Below are 17935 nucleotides of genomic sequence, written 5' to 3' on the forward strand. Positions count from 1 at the left end.
GCACCGGAGAGCACCGTGACCTGCGCGGGCCCTCGCACGTCACGTGCGACGGCCCGCCTCGCGTACGCCGCCGGACCGGAAGTTCAGCCTATGGGGCGCTGCGGGACTCGCGTGCGCCGGAACTCGGCCGGAATCACCGGTCGCAGCCGTACGAGGTTCGCCTTGGTGGCCGGGAGGGTCTCGTAGAAGGTGATCCTGATGAGGGGGAAACGGCCGTTCCGGAGCTCATAGGCCGACTTCACCGGCAGGTATGTCTTGGCGTCCACCCACAGGTGCGTGGTGCTGCGGGTCTGTGGCGACCACGTCAGCTCGATGGTCCGCCGGCCGTTCAGGACGACGCCGCGCCGGACGGTGAAGTGCCCGGCGGCGATTTCCCGGCGGATCTGGTCGGGGGTCTCCTGTTCCCCGGCGACGCCGATGGTCGTCGTCTCGTGGGACCAGGTCCGGGTGGTGTACTCGGCCCGCAGGACATCCGCTGTCACCTGCGCCACACCTCCGGAGGGCGGCACCGTGAAGGCGATGGAGCTGTCCTGCTTCGGCGTGCCGGCCGCGCCGAGGACCAGGAACCGGGTACGCCGCTGCTGTCCCGGGGCAGCCATGGCGGGATAGGTCCAGGTCTCCTCGACAGACTTCGTCCCGGTCATGGTCTGACGCGTGTGCATGATGGTTCCGCTGTTGCTGTCGAATGCGGTGAGGATCGCGCCGCGCAGTGCCGAGAACGAGAGAGGGGATCCGTCGGTGGCCGACGTCCGGTGTGCGCCGGTCATGGTGATCCCCGCCGCCGCAGTCACCGCCGCCGCCACGCCGAGCGGCACTCCGATCGTCCATCCGCGCGGGCGCCTGCGGCGAGCGCCGGCGATCACGGTCCGCGCGGCGACGATGCGGGTCAGCAGTGCCTGTGCCCCGGGTGACGTCGCCGCGTGCTCGGCGGTCGCCGGCCGGGCCGTACGGAGTGCGGTCATGAGTTCGTCATCGGGTGCGGTCACTGTAGACCTCCTTCAGGATCGATCCGTCGCCCTGCTTCTGTCGCGGCTCCGTCGGGCGTTGCGCCCGCGGGTCGAGCCCGAGCCTGGCCGCGAGGCGGTTACGGGCGCGGTGCAGACGGCTGCGGGCCGCGACGGCGCTGCATCCCATGACGACCGCCGCTTGCGCGGGCGTCAGGCCGTCCCAGGCGACCAGGCGGAGCACCTCGCGGTCGTCCTCGCGCAGCGAGGCGAGGGCGGTTCGCACCGCGTCGGGGTGAAGGACGCCCGGGTCGCCGTTGCTCGCCTCCGGCCGCTGCGCGAGGGACGACCGGAACCGGGAGAGGATCGTCGCTCGGCGGCTCTCCCGGCGGTGCTGGTTCCGCATGAGGTTGCGGGCGACCGCGTAGAGCCAGGGCAGCGGATCGTCGCGGGGGACCTCGTCGATCCGGCGCCAGGCGATCTCGAGCGTGCCGGCGACGAGGTCGTCCCCGTCGGGTCCGCTCAGCCCCCGGTTGGCGGCATAGCGATGCAGCGCCGGGTAGGCGCTGTTGAAGAGCGCGCGAAAGCGCGATTCGTCATCCACGCACTCTTCCTGTCGCGTCGATGCCTGGCGTTGCATGCGGTCCACTCAAGCGGGAACTCGATGCTCGTCGCCCCCGCAACCGAGACGACGGCGGGTGACGCCGGTGATCCATAAAGGCCGGCCCGGGTAGAGCGATCGGCGTGATCGTGCCGTCGAGGGGCGGACGTGCGAGGATCGAGACATGAACACGAAGGGACATGACATCGAGGTCACACCCGGCTCGGACCAGATCGTGGTGCGGGTCAACGACACGGTCGTCGCGACCTCGTCGCGGCCGGTCGTCCTCACCGAGACGGGCTGCCCCGCGCGGTACTACCTGCCGCCGGAGGACGTGAAAGCGGACCTGCTCCGGCCGTCGACGACGACGTCGCACTGCCCGTTCAAGGGTGACGCCCGCTACTGGTCGGTGGAGACCGGTGACGGTGTCACCGAGGACGTGGTGTGGTCCTACCCGGAGCCGTTCCCGAGGGTCAAGGAGATCACGGGGCTGCTCGCCTTCTGGGCCGAGAAGCCGGGCGTCACCCTCGAGGTGAACGGGCAGCCCGCGTAGCCGCCGGGCAGGGGCATCGGAGGCCAGGCGGTAAGTAGCGGCCGCGGTCGGAGGGCCTCGGTATGTTCGGTCGCATGCAATCGACGCGGGTGTCTCAGCACATCAATGCCTCCCGGCCGGCCGTCTATCAGGCACTCCTCGACCCGGACGCGATCGCGAAGTGGCGGGTGCCCGACGGTATGAGCAGTCACGTGCACGAGTTCGACGCCCGCGAAGGTGGCGCCTTCCGTGTCTCGCTCACCTATGACGCACCGGACGCCGTCGGTAAGTCGACGGCGCATACCGACACGTACCACGGTCACTTCGTGAAGCTCGTGCCGAATGAGCAGGTGGTCGAGGTGTTCGAGTTCGAGACCGGGGACCCCGCGCTTCGCGGCACGATGACGATGACGACCACGCTCACCGGCGCGGGCGGCGGCACCGACGTCGTCATCGTGCACGAAGGGCTTCCCGACGTCGTGCCCGCCGCCGACAACGAGACGGGCACGCGCATGGCGCTGGCCAACCTCGCCCGGCTCGTCGAGGGCCGGCGGTGATGGGCGGCGGAAGCATCCGCGTCGGGCTTCTGGGCACCGGCCCGTGGGCGCTGCTGGCGTACGCGCCGGCTCTGCGCGGCCACCCCGAGGTGGACTTCACCGGAGTCTGGGCCGGCGCCCCGAGGCGGCGGGCGCGCTCGCCGACCGCTTCGGCACCCGCGCGTACGCGGACGTGGACGCCCTGGTCGCCGACAGCGACGCGATCGCGATCGCCCTCCCCCCGGCCGTCCAGGCGCCGCTGGCCGTACGCGCCGCGCGGGCCGGCCGCCACCTGCTGCTGGACAAGCCCCTGGCCGTCGACGTCCCCGCCGCCCGGAAAGTCGCGGACGCGGTGAAGGAGACGGGCGTCTCCTCGGCGGTCTTCTTCACCTCCCGTTTCACCGATGAGCCACGGGCGTGGATCGCCGAGCAGGCCCGCAAGGGCGGCTGGTTCACCGCGCACGCGGCGTGGATCGGCGCGATCGACGGCGGGCCGTTCGCGAACTCGCCGTGGCGGCACGACAAGGGGGCCCTGTGGGATGTCGGCCCGCACGCCCTGTCCGTGCTGCTTCCCGTTCTCGGCGACGTACGCGAGGTGGCGACCGCCACGACCGGTCCCGGCGACACGGTGCACCTCGTCCTTCGGCACGAGACGGGCGCGTCCAGCACGGTGACGCTCACCCTCACCGCCCCTGGCCCCGCCTCCGGCGCCGCGGTGGAGTTGCGCGGCGCCCACGGCGTCACCGCGATGCCGTCGAGCGAGGACACGCCGGTGGCCGCGCTGCAGCGGATGATCGACACCCTGATCGACTCGGTCCGCACCGGCCGCTCGCACGACTGCGACGCGCCCTTCGGCCTTCGCGTCACCGAGATCCTCGACGAAGCCGCCCGTCGCCTCCCATGACACCCCGACGCCGACCGCGTGGACACATCCGGTGGGCGACGCCGGCGTCATGACGGCCGCCTGCGCGAAATCTGGCTCTGTCCACGCATACCTGATGGGATGTAGCGGTTGCGTGACTTTGGGTGCGGGCAGAGTTGGAGGCGATGGTGCAGCGGAAGGTGGAGCTGGCCGACCGGTACCAACTGGAGGAGCCGCTGGGCCGGGGCGGGATGGGCGAGGTGTGGCGGGCGGTCGATCTGCGGCTGCGCCGTCCGGTCGCCGTCAAGATCCTTCCGTTGACGACCGCGGCGGAATCGACCGGGGTGGCGCGATTTCGGCGGGAGGCCGAGGTCGCCGCGGCCTTGAATCATCCGGGTATCACCACGGTGTTCGACATCGACGAACACCGGCATGGGGATGAGCGCTGGCTGTTCTTGGTGATGGAGCTGATGGTCGGCCGCGACCTGCGCCACCTGCTCACCGCGCATCCCAAGGGCCTGCCGATCGAGCAGGTGCGGGACGTGACCGTGCAGGTCACCGAGGCGCTCGCCGCCGCCCACCGCCGTGGCGTGGTGCACCGTGACATCAAACCGGCCAACCTGTTCTTGTTGGAGGAGGGCCGGGTGAAGATCTGCGACTTCGGGATCGCCCGCCTCGCCGACGCCACGAAGATCACCGCTACCGGTTCTTCGGCAGGGACCCCGCTGTACATGGCGCCCGAGCAGATCCAAGGCGGGCAGGTGGACCAGCGCACCGACCTGTACGCCTTCGGCTGCGTCCTGTACGAACTGCTCACCGGCACCACCTGGGTCGACACCGGCTCCAATGTCGGCGCGGTCCTCTACCAGCACCTCGACCAGCACCCGGCACCACCGAAATCGTTGCGCCCGGAGATTCCCGACGACCTCGACGCCCTGGTGCTGGACCTGCTGGCCAAACAACCCGGCGACCGGCCACCGGACGCCGCGTTCGTCGCCGAACGCCTGCGCGGGTCCGCCGACGAGCCGCAGCCGGTGAACCGGCCGGAAGATGTGATCGACGCCCCGGACACGCCTGCGGCAGACCGGACACCGCACCGGCCGGACGCGCCGCAGACCGCCCTTGCGCCGACGGTGGCATCCGCGCCCGCCGTGGGCGGGATCCGGCGCCGCGCCGTCCTCCTCGGCGGTCTCGGAGCGGCCGCCCTCGTCGGCGTGCCCGCGGCATTGCTGCTGCGAGACGGCGGAGACCCCGAATTCCGCCCGTACATCACCCTCGCCGGCCATGCCAAAGACGTCGAATCGGTGGCGTTCAGCCCAGACGGCGCACGCCTTGCCACCGGTAGCGAAGACAACACCGTCCGGCTGTGGGACGTGGCCACCGGCCGTACCACCGCCGTCCTCACCGGCCATACCGGCGCGATCCATTCGGTGGCGTTCAGCCCCGACGGCAAGACCCTCGCGACGGGCAGCGGCGACGGCACTGTCCGCCTGTGGGATGTGGCCGGCGGCCGCACCACCGCCACCCTCGAAAGCGCCAACATCACCGGCGTCAGTTCGGTGGCGTTCAGCCCGGACGGCAAAAGCCTCGCCACCGGCGGCGACTGCATCCAGTTGTGGGATGTGGCCGGCCGTCGCTCCACCGCCACGCTCACCGGCAACGAAAAATACGTGTCCGGTGAAGTCGCGTTCAGTCCCGACGGCAAGACCCTCGCCACCTGCAGCAACGATCACACCATCCGGTTGTGGGACGTGGCGACCGGCCGCAGGACCGCCACCCTCACCGGCCACACCAACATGGTCTATACCGTGACGTTCAGCCCCGACGGCAAGACCCTCGCCTCCGGCGGCGAGGACAACACCGCCCGGTTGTGGAATGTGGCGACCGGCCGCAATACCGCCACCTTCACCGGCCATACCAAGTTCACCCTCATGCCCCAGCGCAACGTGATCTCTTCGGTGGCGTTCAGCCCGGACGGCAAGACCCTCGCCACCGGCGGCACCGGCCACGCCGTTCGGTTGTGGGATGTGGCGACCGGGCACACCACCGCCGCCCTCACCGGCCACACCAAGTGGGTCGATTCGGTGGCGTTCAGCCCGGACGGCACAACCGTTGCCGCCGGCGCCGACGACCGCACCGCCCGGCTGTGGAAGACGCCGCGCAGTCGGTAAGGGAGCTCAGGCGTCGCGGAGCCTCAGCGTGAGTCCGCCGCCCACGAGTGCCGCGGTCGTCCACGCCGCGAGCACCCCCAGGCCCCGCCAGGGGCCCAGGGGCAGGTCGCGGAGATCGGTGGTGGCCTGGATGGCGAGTCCGGCGTTCACCGGGGAGATCTGCCACAGGTGCCGCTGCCAGTCCGGGTCGGGGGTCAGCCTGATGATGGCGGGGAAGAGGTAGAGCAGGCCGAGCACGGCTCCGATCGCCGCGGCGGAGTCCCGTACGGCCGCGGCGATGCCGAGACTGAGCAGGGCGATCAGCGCCAGATAGAGCACCGAGCCGACGGCCGCGCGCAGTGTCGGTCCATCGGCCAGGGACAGCGGCGGGTGGCCGTGAGCGCGGGTGAAGCCGTTGCCGGGCAGGATGACGCGCCCGGCCAGCAGCGACGCGAGGACCGCGATGATCCCGGTTGCCAGCGTGAGCGCGGTGAGGACGCCCGCCTTGGCGGTGAGGACGGTGACCCGGCGCGGCATCGCGGTGAGGGTGGTCCGGATCATGCCGCTGCCGTACTCGCCGCTGATCGTCAGCACGGCGAGGACGGCGACGACCGCCTGGCCCAACTGGACGCCGAAGAGGCTCAGCCTGGCGGGGTCGTGGCCGCAGAGCGCCTGCGTGCAGGGTACGGCCCCGGCCGCCGCGCCGCTCGCGGCGACGGTCAGCGCGACGATCGCGAGCAGCACCCCGCCGGTGCCCGGTGCGGTGCGCAGCTTCGTCCACTCCGCGTGCAGTTCCCGTTTCACGAGCCCTCCGTGACCGGAGTTGCTGCGCTCACGATTCGCTCGCTCCGCTCACTCATGAGCCCTCCTTCGTCGGAGGAGTGACCCACGTTGCCGTGCACCCGGTCCGCTCACTCATGCGTCCCTCCGGCGCAGCCGATGAGCGGCCAGGCCGAGGGCGAGCGCCGCGTACGCGCAGAGCACGGCGAACCCGGCCCAGGGCGCCAGCGGAAAGTAGCCGGCCGACGGCGTGTAGTCCCCGATCATCTGCTTGTAGACCGGGGCGCTCTGCTGGATCGCGAAGCCCGCGGCGGGCGTGAGCCGCAACAGCCACCCCGTCACGTCGTCGGGCAGGACGGAGGCGATGGCGAGGACGTACGGGACGACGATCGCCGCGATCGCGGTGATGATCGCCGGAACGCTGCGCTGGAACAGAGCGCCGAGGGCGAGGGCGAAGACGGCGGTGACGGCGAGCAGCGCCGCGGTGCCGACGATGACGCGCAGCTCGGTGTACGAGGACGTGGAGATCAGGAAGTCGCCCTTGTGCCGCATGATTCGCATACCGGACGGGATGGTGATCGCGGCGGCGGCCAGCCCCGCGGCGAAGGTCACCAGGGAGATCACGACGGCCTTCGCCGCCAGCATCCGCCCTCGTCGCGGACTGGCGCTCAGGGTGGTGTGGATCAGGCCCCGCCGGTACTCGGCGGTCATGAACATCACGGCCACCACGATCACCACGATCAGCCCGGCGAGCATTCCGATGAGAAGGCGCTCGACGGTCTGGCCGTCGATGCGCGGCGCGATGTCGCCGGATCCGGTCACCGTGTAGGCGCCGCCGGACCTCTGGACCCCGCTCGGGCGGTGATAGCGCTCCCAGTCGGTCTGCCCGTCGACTCCGATCTCGTCGTCGCTCCAGCGGCCGCTCGGCGTCGTGCCCGACAGGGCGACGTGGTCGAAGACGGCGGTGGCCTGGGTATAGCGCGCCTGGCCATTGCTTCCGGCGAGCGTGCTCTGCTCGACCGTCAGGTTGTTCGGGGAGGTGACGAAAAGCCCGATCTGGACCGTGGCCGGCAGGCCCGGCAGGCGCGTCGTGCCGACCTTGGACCACCGTGTGCCGTCGGCCGACTCGTACCCGGTGAGCGTGTCGCCGGAGCGGGTCAGCCGGAGCCAGCGAGAGGAGGTCGCCGAGACGCGGCTGGGCCGGCCCGCGGTGTCGTGGGTGTAGTCGTACTGCATGCGTACGCCGTGGTCGGCGGTGACCATCATCGCCGCGTATGCCGATCCCTGCCGGGTGCCGTCCTTGACGATGACCCCGGCCTTCGCCCATGGCACCAGGCCAGAGACGATCTTGTCGTGGCCGGGCGGGGGGTAGGTGATGATGCCGCTCATCGAGGTCAGGCGAACGATGATGCCCCCGTCGCCGGTCATGGACTGGTGGACGAAGAAGAACCTGTCGTCCACCGACTCGCCGTCCGGCCCCGTTGGAGGAACGGGACAGGCGACCTCGACCGGACCGTTGCTGCACGAGGAATCGCTGCCGGTCGCGAAGATCAGCCCGAGCGCCACGATGACCAGGGCCGCGGCCGTCATCGCGAGCACCCAGCCGCGGACCGTACGGAATTTGGTCCACTCCGCGCGCAGCAGTTGCGGGAACCCTGCGCGTCCGGCCCGCCGTTCCGAACGGTACGGGGTGATGGTGCCGGCGGTCATCGGACCGACTCCGGCCCTGGGACGGCGAACTCGATCGCGTCTCGGGTGAGGTCCATGTAAGCCTCCTCGAGCGTCGCGCGGTGGGCCGTCACCTCCGAGAACGGCACCGCGCGTGCGCTCAGGAGCGCGACGATGTCCTCCGCGGCCAGGCCGGAGACCGTGAGGGTGTCGCGGTCGGTGGCGGCCACGGTGGCGCCGGCGTGCGCCAGCGCGGTCATCGCCTCCGACCGGGCCGTGGTGCGCAGCGTGACCCGGTCCCGGGACGCGGCCGCTATCAGGTCGGCGACGCTCGCGTCGGTGACGACCCGGCCGCGGCCCACCACCACGATCTGGCCCGCGATGTCCTGCAGCTCGCTCATCAGGTGGCTGGACACCAGGACGGCACGGCCCTCGGCGGCCAGCGACCGCAGGAGGCCGCGGATCCACACGATCCCGTCGAGGTCCAGGCCGTTGAACGGCTCGTCGAGCATGAGGACCGGCGGATCGCCGAGCAGCGCCGCGGCGATCCCGAGCCGTTGCCGCATGCCGAGCGAGTAGCCGCCCGCCCTGCGCCGTACGGCGGTTCGCAGCCCGACCTGCTCGATCACCTCATCGACCCGCCGGGTTCCGAGCCCCTGAGAATGCGCCAGCCACAGCAGATGGTTGCGGGCGGTACGGCTCGGCTGCAGGGCGGCGGCGTCCAGCAGCGCCCCGATGTGGCTCAGCGGATTCCGCAGGCTCCGGTACGGTCGCCCGCCGACCAGCGCGCGCCCCTCATCGGGCGCGTCCAGGCCGAGGACCACCCGCAAGGTCGTGGACTTGCCCGCGCCGTTGGGGCCGATGAAGCCGGTGACCTGTCCGGGTCTGACGGTGAAGGACATCCCGTCCAGCGCGACGGTCGAGCCGAAGCGCTTGCGCAGCCCGGAGACCTCGATGGTTGCTTCCATGTGACGGCAGGCTAGGCAGCGGACGGGCCACGGTCGTCACGCCGGCGAACGAACTTCACTGTCGCTGACGCCAGGGACGTCCAGTCCCTCACGCGAGGGATGCCACGACCCGGGCGCACCCGCGACAATGACCTTCGTGGGTCGGGCGTACGAGTGGCGCGGCGGGTGGATCGGCGCAGGGCGGCGGATCGCCACAGGCCCGTACGCGTCGATCGTGGCCGGCGGCGCGGCGGCGCTGCTCGCGGTGGCCGAGTCGATCGCGCGCGCCGGGACCACGCCGCCGGGAGGAGGCGCCGGGATCGCCGTGTACCTCGTGATCCTGCCGCTGCTCGGGCTGGCCACCACGCTGCCGCTCGCCCTTCTGGGGGGCCAGCCGACCGCGGCGGCCCTGGTCGTCAGCGCCACGATCGTCCTGTCGCTGGTGGCCTTCCAGACGCTGACCGTGGCGGCCCTGGCGACGCAGCTGCTCACCGCCTACCGGCTCGGCCGAGGCGGCCCGGTGACGCCGGCCGTGTGCGCCGCCGCGCCGTTCCCGGTGCTCGCGCTGGCCCACCCGGCAGGCGGTGAGGCGGGGGTTCTCACGCAGCTGCTGGCCTCGCTGGCCCCGGCGGCCGTCATGGCCGGGATCGCACGGCGCGCGCACGCTGAGGCCGCCGAGAACAGGGCCGCACGGCAGGTCATCGCCGAGACCCTGCTGGAGAGCACGGCCCGCGGCGAACGCGCGCGCATCGCCCGCGAACTCCACGACGTCGTCGCCCACCACATTTCCATGGTCGCCGTGCAGGCGGAGACCGCGCGGCTGGCCACGCCGGGGATGCCGGCCGCCGGCGCCGACCGGCTGTCGGCCATCGGCGACACCGCCCGGGCGGCACTGACCGAGATGCGGCGGCTGCTCGGCGTCCTGCGGGACGACACGACCAGCGCGGCCGCCGACCGGCAGCCCCAGCCGGGCCTGCGCGAGCTCAACGAGCTGCTCGACAGGTCACGGGAGGTGTCCAACGCGGCCACCCGCCTCATCCTCCGCGGCCCTCCGTACGCGCTCGATCCCGGCGTCGAACTCGCGGCCTACCGCATCGTCCAGGAAGCCCTCACCAACGCCCGGCGGCACGCGCCGGGCGCCGCCGTCGACGTGGAACTGAACTACACCGACGACGCCCTGCGGCTTCGCGTCCGCGACAACGGGCCGGGTCTCTCCGACGCCGCGCCGACCGGCGGCCACGGGCTGTCCGGCATGCGGGAACGCGCCGGGGCGGTCGGCGGCGAACTGCGCGCGGGCCCCGCCGCGGGCGGCGGCTTCCTCGTCGAGGCCCGCCTACCCGGAAAGGACGAGGCGACAGCGTGAACGCCCTCTCCCCCGCGGTCCGGATCGTCGTCGCCGACGATCACCCCGTGGTCCGCACCGGATTCGCCGACCTACTCGACACCCAGCCGGATTTCATCGTCGTCGGCACCGTCTCCGATGGGGCAGAGGCGCTGCGGACGTGCCGCGAACTGTCGCCCGACGTCGTTCTCATGGACGTCCGCATGCCGGGCATGGACGGCATCGAGGCCACCAGGCAGCTCGCCGGCGCCGACTCCGCCGGGCCGCGCATCCTCATCCTGACGACCTTCGACCTGGACGAGTACGTCTATGACGCGTTGCGCGCCGGGGCCAGCGGATTCCTCCTCAAGGACGTCACCGCCGAACGGCTCTTCGACGCGGTACGCGTCCTCGCCGCCGGGGAGGCCTTGCTCGCCCCGGCCATCACCCGCCGGCTCATCAGCGAATTCGCCCTCATGCGCCCCCAGCCCGACGCCCCGGCCACCGCCGCGCTCGCCGCCCTCACCCCGCGAGAGACGCAGGTCCTCCTGCTCGTCGCCGAGGGACTGTCCAACCCCGAGATAGCCGCCCGGCTGACGGTCACGGAGGAGACCGTGAAAACCCACGTGAGCCGCATGCTGAACAAACTCGGCCTCCGCGACCGCACCCAGGCCGTCATCGCCGCGTACGAGACAGGCCTGGTCGTCCCGCGCTCCCGCGGCCCTCGCTGATCCTCTTCCGCCCGCCGACCGTCACGCTCCGGTCAGACGGGGTGAGCGTCGAGCCAGGCCGCGGCCCGGCGGGCCGACGCGCGTGACAGCCACGCGTCCTGAACCAGCTCCGCCAGTTCGTCCCGGGTGAGCTCGCCGACACGGCAGGCCCGCAGCAGCACGGACAGATGGCCGTCGAAATGCGCGGTGGTGAAGAACGGCGACGCCTCATCCTGGACCAATGCCAGCTTGTCCTCTTCGGACGCCACCCAGAAAACGATCACATCCGGGTAGCGTTCCCCGGTCTCGGGATCGACCGCGTCCGGCCGCGGATTGCGGAAGAAGATGAACGACTTCCCGCCCACCTGGTAGATCGGATTGTCGCGGGTCTCGTCGTAAACCGTGACATGTGGCATGGCCCGCGCGAGTTCATGCACATCCTCGACCCGGGCGGGCCGACTCTCATCGTCCGGCATCGCCTCAGCGTAGACGGCGTGGCGGACAACGTCCGCGCACGCCGCGAACCGCTGGTGGGCCGCTCGGTTCGGGATCGACCGTCTGCCCCTACCGTCTACGTGGTGCGAGTCCGGTCTCGAAGGCGATGATCGCCAGGTGGACGCGGTCCCGGGCCTCGAGCTTGGCGAACAGGCGCGCGACATGGGTCTTCGCCGTCGCTGCGCTGATCACCAGCCGCTCGGCTATCTCAGTGTTCGACAGTCCCTGTCCGACCAGTGCCAGCACCTCGCGCTCCCGGTCGGTGATCTCCGCGATGAGACGTGAGTCCGCGGCGGGCTCGGCGTCCGGTTCGGGGGCCGGGGGGCCGGACGTTCCGGCGAAGTCCGCGATCAGCCGTCGGGTCACGCTCGGCGCGATCAGCGCGTCGCCGGCCGCCACCACGCGGATCGCTTCCAGGATCGCGTCCAGGGCCATGCTCTTGAGCAGGAATCCGCTGGCCCCGGCGCGCAGTGCGCCGTAGACGTACTCGTCGTGGTCGAAGGTCGTCAGCACCAGGATCTTGGGCGGGTCCGGCTCGGCGGTCGCCTGTCGGGTCGCCTCGATCCCGTCCACGCCCGGCATCCGGATGTCCATCACCACGACGTCCGGCCGCAGTTCACGCACCAGGCGCACCGCCTCGCGGCCGTCGCCGGCCTGGCCGACCACCTCCAGGTCGTCGGTGTCGCCGATCAGGATCGCGAGCCCGACCAGCATCAGCGGCTGGTCGTCGACCAGCAGCACCCGCACGCTCATGCCGGGAGCCTCGCCGTCACCCGGAATCCGCCCTCCGGACGCCGCCGGCGCTGAACTGGCCGGACAGCAACGTCACTCGCTCGCGCATGCCGAGCAGGCCGAAGCCGCTCCCGCCGGCCGTCGAGTGCCTGGGACGGCCTGGCCCGCCGAGACCGTCGTCCCCGTCGTCCACCACCTCGATCGTCACTCCTGTCGGCTCGTAACCGACCGCGACCCGGCACGTCCGCGCCCCGGAATGCCGCACCACGTTCGTCACCGACTCCTGGATGATCCGGAACGCCGACAGTTCGATCTCCGGCGGCAGCGGACGCTGCTCGCCCCGCCAGGTCACGTGGACCCGCACCCCGGCGTCGGCCGTACGTTCGGCGAGCTGCGGGACGTCGGCCAGGCTGCCGCCGGCGCCAGCGGAGCGGCCTGCGGCATGGCGTCGTCCGGCTCGGCGCGGCGGAGCGCCCCGAGCATGCGCTGCAGCTCGAGCAGCGTCTGGCGGCTGGTGGTCTCGATGCCGGTCAACGCCTGCCGCGTCTGCTCGGGCTTGGTGTCCACGACCCGCGCCGCCGCTCCCGACAGCACCGTGATGATCCCGATGCTGTGGGCGACGCTGTCGTGCAGTTCGCGGGCGATCCGCAGCCGCTCGGTCACGATGGCGCGGGCCGCCCTCTGCTCGCGCAGGGCTCCGAGGTATTCACGGCGTTTGCGGTTCACCCTTCCGAAGACCCACGCGACCGCGACCCACAACGGGTACTGCCCGGCCCACTGGGCCGCGTCGCCGACGGACTGCCCGGGGACGTGCATGTCGTTGACGAACGCGGCCGCGACGGCCGCGACGGAGCCGACGGCGGCGGCCTTCGGGCGCCGGACGGCGAGGTACCCGCCCAAGGCGATGATCAGGAAGAACACGATCGAGGGCCGTGCGCCGAGGATGTCGCCGAGGACCGATTCGCCCAGGATCGTCGCGAAGACCGCCGCCGGCAGACGGCGCACCAGCAGAACCGGAAGGGCGAGCACGACGCACAGCCCCATCGTCGGGAAGACCCCGAGGCTGGAAAACTGGTACTGGTCGTCGTAGTGCGCAACCATCGACTTGTAGAGCGCCAGCGCGTAGAGGCAGGTGGTGGCCAGCACCACGGTCTGTGATGACATCAGCCAGATCACGGGTCTCGATGTTGAGAGACGCTGGAGAAGCCCTTCCACACGGAGATCGTATTCAGCGGCGTCGACTCCGCGCGTCGCCCCGGGGATGTACGCGGGTACACCGCCGGGCCGATGGCCTGGGGAACGGTGACATCCCCCGGCCGACGCGACGGACAGCGTTCCGTTCCTAGGTTCAGGGCCATGGCGAATGCACCCTTGATCGATCTTGTCGATACGACAAAGAAATACGACGACGGCCCACCCGCGCTGGCCGGTGTGACCTTGTCCGTGGCGTCCGGTGAATGCGCGGCGATCCTCGGCCATTCCGGCAGCGGCAAGTCCACCCTGCTGAACCTGATCGCCGGTCTGGACAAGCCCTCCAGCGGCACCGTGACCGTCAACGGCACCCGCGTCGACCAGCTCGGTGAGGCCGGTTCGGCGAAGTACCGCCGGGCCTCGATCGGCATGATCTTCCAGTTCTTCAACCTCCTCGACGACCTGACCGTGTTGGACAACGTCATGGTCCCGGCGCAGCTGGCCGGGATGGGCAAGGGCGAAGCGAAGCGCCGGGCCGTCGAGCTGCTCGGCTCGCTGGGCATCGACCGGCATGCCAAGGCCTACCCGCAGCGGCTGTCGGGTGGTCAGCGGCAGCGGGTGGCGGTGGCCAGGGCCCTGATGAACAAGCCGGCGCTGCTGCTGGCCGACGAGCCGACCGGCGCGCTCGACTCGAGCTCGGCCTCCGACGTGCGCCAGCTGCTACTGGACCTGAACAGCGAGGGTCAGACCATCCTGCTGGTGACCCACGACGTGCAGCTGGCCGCGAGCACCGCGCGTCGCACGATCGAGTTGGTGGACGGAGCGGTCGAGCGGGACGTCGTCAACAGCGGCAGGGGTGCCGGCCTGGCCGCCTACTCGTCGCCGACCCGTCCGGCGGGAGCGGTCGAATGACGCTGCGCAAGCCTCCGCTGCCCCGGCGCCTCTTCGAGGTCGGATTCCACGCCATGGCCCGCCTGCTGTCGGCGGTGAGCCGGTGAGTGCCCTTGGCAAGGTCGTACGCTCCGGCGTGGGCCGGCGTCGGGTCCAGTCCCTCGTCATGGCCCTGACGACGTTCGCCGCGGTGACGTCCTCAGTACTCTCCCTCGGCCTGCTGACCGTCGTGCAGGCCCCGTTCGACCACGCTTTCAGTGCTCGGAACGGGGCGCACCTGGCGGTCCAGTTCGACGGCTCGAAGGTCACGGCCGCGCGGGCCGCCGCCACCGCTCACGCCGCCGGCGTCACCGAGGCGTCCGGCCCGTACCCGATCGCCGCCGCGCTGGACACGACCATCGGAACCGACTGCCCCAAGAAGGCTTGGGCCGGTCACGACAACGGTCCGATCACCGTCACCACCCGGCCCGACCTGGGGAGCACCTCCGGGATGGACCAGTTGGCGCTGACCCGGGGGCGCTGGCCGACCGACCCAGGCGAGATCGCCCTGCCGTGGCAGCACTACGCCGTCGCCTGCTTCGGTGGTTCGGTGGTGTTCTCCTCCCTGCCGGGCAGGCCGTCGTTCAAGGTCGTCGGCTTCGCCGACTCGGTGACCAACAGCGCGACCGCCTTCGCCACCGCCGACGGCTTCGCGCGGCTCACCGCCGCAGGGGCCAAATCCGACAAGCAGATGCTTTACCGGTTCGCCAAGGCCGGGACCGACGCCGACATCGCCACCGACAAGCGGGCGGTGGCCGCCGCCGCGCCACCCGGCACGGTCGAGGCCGGACAGTCGTACCTGACCGCGGAATGGCAGGTGACCGGCAACGCCAAGGCCTACGTGCCGTTCCTGGTCGCCTTCGGGATCTTCGGGCTGATCCTGTCGGTACTGATCATCTCGATCGTGGTCAGCGGGGCCGTGGCCGCGGGAATCCGGCGCATCGGGATTCTGAAGTCGTTGGGCTTCACCCCCTCGCAGGTGGTCCGCGCCTACACCGCGCAGGCCATGATCCCGGCGACACTCGGCGTGGTGCTCGGCACGGTCTTCGGCAACCTCCTGGCCGTGCCGATCCTGGACGAGGCCACCAAGCAGTTCGGCGCGGCCAGTGCCACGATTCCGTTGTGGGTCAGCGCCGTGGTGGCGCTGGGCACCCTGCTGGTCGTCGGCGTCACGGCTTCGATCCCGGCACTGCGGGCCGGCCGCATGCCGGCGGTCCAGGCCCTGCTGGTCGGCCGCGCCCCCAAGGCCGGGCGCGGTCGGACGGCGCAACGTCTGGCCTCGCGGCTGCCGCTACCCCGGGCCATGTCGCTGGGACTGGCACAGCCCTTCGCTAAGCCGGCCCGGGCCGTACTGGTCGGTGCGGCGGTGCTGCTCGGCGCGGTGAGCCTCACCTTCGCGGTGGGGCTGGAGGCCGGGTTCAGCAAGTACCTGCAAGCCACCACTTCAGGCTTCAACCACGCGTCGGCGTACGTGATACCCACAGCCGACGTAGGCAAGCCCTGGGGTCTCTACGGCCCCAACGACCCGCGCCACCAGTACCTGGACGCCCCCAAGGTGGCCGCCGCGCTCGCCAAGACCCCGGGCACGAAGGCCGCGTTCGGCTGGGGCGACAGCGGCGCGACCATGGTCGGCGCGCCGACCGGCGGCGAACCGGCGAAGGTGTTCACGGTCAGCGGCGACTTCTCCTGGACGAACCTGGAGCTGCTGTCGGGCCGCTGGTACTCGGCGCCCGGCGAGGCCGTCGTCGGCGACAAGCTGGCCACGGCGGCGGGGATCCACGTCGGTGACGACGTCACCGTGATGCAGCGGAACAAGCGAACGTCACTGAAGGTCGTCGGCATCGAGTTCGACACCAATTTGGGCGACTACACGGTCATGACGGACGCGGATACTTTCAGCGCCGCCGGTCTGACTCCGCGCATCGACCAGTTCAACGTCGAGCTGGCCTCGAACGTCAAGGGATCGGACTGGTCCACCTCGGCCTCCGCCGCGCTGACCCCGCTGAACGCCTCGGTCCAGCCGAGCTCGGGCGGGAACAACCTCGTGGTGATCACCATGGGCGCCCTGGTGGCCACGCTCACGCTGATGCTGATCGCGGTCGCCGCGCTCGGAGTGCTGAACACCGTGGTGCAGGAAACCCGGGAGCGGGTCCATGACCTGGGGATCTTCAAGGCCCTCGGGATGACGCCCAAGCAGACCATCGCGATGGTTCTGACCTCGGTGACATTCACCGGCCTGATCGCCGGGCTGATCGGGGTACCGATCGGGGTCGCGGTGGAGAAGGCGACGCTGAACCCGATGGGGAACGCGATCGGCCGGCACCTGCCGCCGAGCGTGTCCCACACCTACACCGCCGGGCTGCTCATCCCCCTGCTGGCCGGCGGGATCGTGATCGCCCTGCTCGGGGCACTGCTGCCGGCCGGTTGGGCGGCGCGGTCCCGGACGGCCACGGCGCTGCGGACCGAATAGGACCGAGCACCCGGACCAACTCGGCAACGCCACCTCGACCAGCCGATCCCAAGAACCTGACACACCGCCGATGATCTCGGCAGGCGACGCGTCGATCAACCGCACCCGGCAGGCCCGCTGCCGGCGAGCGCATGGCCGGCCTGGCTGCTCATCGGGCTGTTCGCGCAGCACTAAGCGGTCTTGTGGATCGTGTGGCTACTGCGCCGGCCGAACTCCGGTGGAGAAGTCCTCGATGCCGAGGACCCGCAGCAGTTCCAGCCGTTCGCGGGTTTCGGCGTCGGCGGGGGTGAGCACGACCAGTTGCTGGTTCTGGTCGGGGGTGACCAGGGTCTCGCAGTCCATCAGGAGGCGGCCCACCCGCGGGTGCAGCAGGGTCTTGCGGTCGGCGCGCCGGACGGCCACCTCGTGCTCGGCCCACAGCCGCCGGAAGTCGGCGCTGGCGGCCTGCAACCGTTCGATGAGTCCGGCGATCGTGGGGTCGCCGGACCGGCGGCCGGTGGCCGCGCGCAGGTCGGCCACGAGCCGACGGGCGTGGTACTCCTGCTCCTCGACCGGGGCGACCGCGCGGACAGCGGAGTCGGTGAACCAGCGGTAGACGGCGTAGCGCCGGTCACCGGACAAGCCGGTGTGGTCGCCGGTCAGCAGGGCGGCCGCCCGGTTCTGGGCGAGGATCTCGCCCAGGTCGGACAGCACCATGGCCGGGGTGTCGCCGAGCAGGTCGAGCATGCGCATCAGGCCGGCGCGGGCCAGGCGGGCCACCCCGTCGGCGGGCGGGGGCCGGTGGCCGGCCAGGTGGAACAGGTGGTCGCGTTCGTCGTCGGACAGGCGCAACGCCCGGGCCAGCGCGCCGAGCAGCTGAGTCGAAGGCTGACTGCTGCGGCCCTGCTCGAGGCGTACGACGTAGTCCACCGACATGCCGGCGAGCATCGCCACCTCTTCGCGGCGCAGGCCGGCGGTGCGACGGCGGGGGCCGTCAGCTATGCCTACCTCGGCCGGGCGGATCGCCTCGCGGCGGCGGCGCAGGAAGTCGGCGAGCTGGTCACGTTGCACGGGCCCCATGGTCCCT

18 protein-coding genes are annotated in these 17935 nt (G+C 71.3%); 8 read left to right on the forward strand and 10 right to left on the reverse strand.

Going from position 1 to position 17935, the window contains the following annotated elements; genetic code table 11:
• Positions 1-83: 83 nt before the first annotated feature.
• Positions 84-986, reverse strand: coding sequence for a hypothetical protein (locus ACYVF7_RS41865; RefSeq protein WP_460351539.1), 903 nt, complete (start codon positions 984-986; stop codon positions 84-86).
• Entirely contained in the window at positions 970-1548 is a 579-nt protein-coding gene (locus ACYVF7_RS41870; RefSeq protein ID WP_460351540.1) for an RNA polymerase sigma factor, read from the reverse strand. The genes ACYVF7_RS41865 and ACYVF7_RS41870 overlap by 17 nt, the downstream gene beginning before the upstream one ends.
• Positions 1549-1729: 181 nt before the next feature.
• On the opposite strand from ACYVF7_RS41870, the gene ACYVF7_RS41875 reads away from it, so the two are divergent.
• The 4 genes from ACYVF7_RS41875 (at position 1730) to ACYVF7_RS41890 (ending at position 5646) form a co-directional block, all read left to right on the forward strand.
• Positions 1730-2098, forward strand: coding sequence for a DUF427 domain-containing protein (locus ACYVF7_RS41875; RefSeq protein ID WP_460351541.1), 369 nt, complete (start codon positions 1730-1732; stop codon positions 2096-2098).
• Positions 2099-2172: 74 nt separating this feature from the next.
• Positions 2173-2634 (forward strand): SRPBCC domain-containing protein, encoded by a 462-nt coding sequence (locus ACYVF7_RS41880; RefSeq protein ID WP_460351542.1) that lies wholly within the window; start codon positions 2173-2175, stop codon positions 2632-2634.
• 43 nt (positions 2635-2677) lie between these two features.
• Entirely contained in the window at positions 2678-3517 is an 840-nt protein-coding gene (locus ACYVF7_RS41885) for a Gfo/Idh/MocA family protein (RefSeq protein WP_460351543.1), read from the forward strand.
• A gap of 143 nt (positions 3518-3660) precedes the next feature.
• Entirely contained in the window at positions 3661-5646 is a 1986-nt protein-coding gene (locus ACYVF7_RS41890) for a WD40 repeat domain-containing serine/threonine protein kinase (RefSeq protein WP_460351544.1), read from the forward strand.
• Between the two features lie 6 nt (positions 5647-5652).
• Here ACYVF7_RS41890 and ACYVF7_RS41895 read toward each other — a convergent pair whose 3' ends face one another.
• From ACYVF7_RS41895 to ACYVF7_RS41905, 3 genes are all read right to left on the reverse strand, one after another.
• A complete protein-coding gene (locus ACYVF7_RS41895; RefSeq protein WP_460351545.1) occupies positions 5653-6429 on the reverse strand; it encodes an ABC transporter permease in 777 nt (258 codons plus the stop codon).
• A gap of 111 nt (positions 6430-6540) precedes the next feature.
• Positions 6541-8115 (reverse strand): ABC transporter permease subunit, encoded by a 1575-nt coding sequence (locus ACYVF7_RS41900; RefSeq protein ID WP_460351546.1) that lies wholly within the window; start codon positions 8113-8115, stop codon positions 6541-6543.
• On the reverse strand, positions 8112-9041 hold the full coding sequence (locus ACYVF7_RS41905; RefSeq protein ID WP_460351547.1) for an ATP-binding cassette domain-containing protein: 930 nt from the start codon (positions 9039-9041) through the stop codon (positions 8112-8114). The genes ACYVF7_RS41900 and ACYVF7_RS41905 overlap by 4 nt, the downstream gene beginning before the upstream one ends.
• A gap of 136 nt (positions 9042-9177) precedes the next feature.
• On the opposite strand from ACYVF7_RS41905, the gene ACYVF7_RS41910 reads away from it, so the two are divergent.
• On the forward strand, positions 9178-10383 hold the full coding sequence (locus tag ACYVF7_RS41910) for a sensor histidine kinase (protein ID WP_460351548.1): 1206 nt from the start codon (positions 9178-9180) through the stop codon (positions 10381-10383).
• Positions 10380-11072, forward strand: coding sequence for a response regulator (locus ACYVF7_RS41915; RefSeq protein WP_460351549.1), 693 nt, complete (start codon positions 10380-10382; stop codon positions 11070-11072). The genes ACYVF7_RS41910 and ACYVF7_RS41915 overlap by 4 nt, the downstream gene beginning before the upstream one ends.
• A gap of 32 nt (positions 11073-11104) precedes the next feature.
• Here the strand turns inward: ACYVF7_RS41915 and ACYVF7_RS41920 are convergent, their stop codons facing one another.
• The 4 genes from ACYVF7_RS41920 to ACYVF7_RS41935 all read right to left on the reverse strand — a co-directional run bounded on the left by ACYVF7_RS41920 (position 11105) and on the right by ACYVF7_RS41935 (position 13442).
• Entirely contained in the window at positions 11105-11527 is a 423-nt protein-coding gene (locus tag ACYVF7_RS41920; RefSeq protein ID WP_460351550.1) for an MmcQ/YjbR family DNA-binding protein, read from the reverse strand.
• 88 nt (positions 11528-11615) lie between these two features.
• Positions 11616-12299 (reverse strand): response regulator, encoded by a 684-nt coding sequence (locus tag ACYVF7_RS41925; RefSeq protein WP_460351551.1) that lies wholly within the window; start codon positions 12297-12299, stop codon positions 11616-11618.
• Positions 12300-12315: 16 nt separating this feature from the next.
• Positions 12316-12630: a sensor histidine kinase gene (locus ACYVF7_RS41930; RefSeq protein WP_460351552.1), complete on the reverse strand. Its 315-nt coding sequence runs from the start codon at positions 12628-12630 to the stop codon at positions 12316-12318.
• On the reverse strand, positions 12627-13442 hold the full coding sequence (locus ACYVF7_RS41935) for a sensor histidine kinase (protein WP_460351553.1): 816 nt from the start codon (positions 13440-13442) through the stop codon (positions 12627-12629). Before ACYVF7_RS41935 ends, ACYVF7_RS41930 begins: the two co-directional genes overlap by 4 nt.
• A gap of 123 nt (positions 13443-13565) precedes the next feature.
• On the opposite strand from ACYVF7_RS41935, the gene ACYVF7_RS41940 reads away from it, so the two are divergent.
• Together ACYVF7_RS41940 and ACYVF7_RS41945 are read left to right on the forward strand one after the other, a co-directional pair.
• Positions 13566-14381: an ABC transporter ATP-binding protein gene (locus ACYVF7_RS41940; protein WP_460351554.1), complete on the forward strand. Its 816-nt coding sequence runs from the start codon at positions 13566-13568 to the stop codon at positions 14379-14381.
• 82 nt (positions 14382-14463) lie between these two features.
• Entirely contained in the window at positions 14464-16869 is a 2406-nt protein-coding gene (locus ACYVF7_RS41945; protein ID WP_460351555.1) for an ABC transporter permease, read from the forward strand.
• A 195-nt stretch (positions 16870-17064) separates the two neighbouring features.
• Here the strand turns inward: ACYVF7_RS41945 and ACYVF7_RS41950 are convergent, their stop codons facing one another.
• Positions 17065-17919: a helix-turn-helix transcriptional regulator gene (locus ACYVF7_RS41950; RefSeq protein WP_460351556.1), complete on the reverse strand. Its 855-nt coding sequence runs from the start codon at positions 17917-17919 to the stop codon at positions 17065-17067.
• Positions 17920-17935: the final 16 nt, after the last annotated feature.

This window comes from Actinoallomurus acanthiterrae, assembly GCF_054775715.1.

Excerpts from the sequence above, each read along its gene's own strand:
- ACYVF7_RS41875 (WP_460351541.1), top strand. The coding sequence starts at position 1,730 with ATGAACACGAAGGGACATGACATCGAGGTCACACCCGGCTCGGACCAG.
- ACYVF7_RS41880 (WP_460351542.1), top strand. The coding sequence starts at position 2,173 with ATGCAATCGACGCGGGTGTCTCAGCACATCAATGCCTCCCGGCCGGCC.
- ACYVF7_RS41890 (WP_460351544.1), top strand. The coding sequence starts at position 3,661 with ATGGTGCAGCGGAAGGTGGAGCTGGCCGACCGGTACCAACTGGAGGAG.
- ACYVF7_RS41900 (WP_460351546.1), bottom strand. The coding sequence starts at position 8,115 with ATGACCGCCGGCACCATCACCCCGTACCGTTCGGAACGGCGGGCCGGA.
- ACYVF7_RS41905 (WP_460351547.1), bottom strand. The coding sequence starts at position 9,041 with ATGGAAGCAACCATCGAGGTCTCCGGGCTGCGCAAGCGCTTCGGCTCG.
- ACYVF7_RS41920 (WP_460351550.1), bottom strand. The coding sequence starts at position 11,527 with ATGCCGGACGATGAGAGTCGGCCCGCCCGGGTCGAGGATGTGCATGAA.
- ACYVF7_RS41925 (WP_460351551.1), bottom strand. The coding sequence starts at position 12,299 with ATGAGCGTGCGGGTGCTGCTGGTCGACGACCAGCCGCTGATGCTGGTC.
- ACYVF7_RS41935 (WP_460351553.1), bottom strand. The coding sequence starts at position 13,442 with ATGTCATCACAGACCGTGGTGCTGGCCACCACCTGCCTCTACGCGCTG.
- ACYVF7_RS41940 (WP_460351554.1), top strand. The coding sequence starts at position 13,566 with ATGGCCTGGGGAACGGTGACATCCCCCGGCCGACGCGACGGACAGCGT.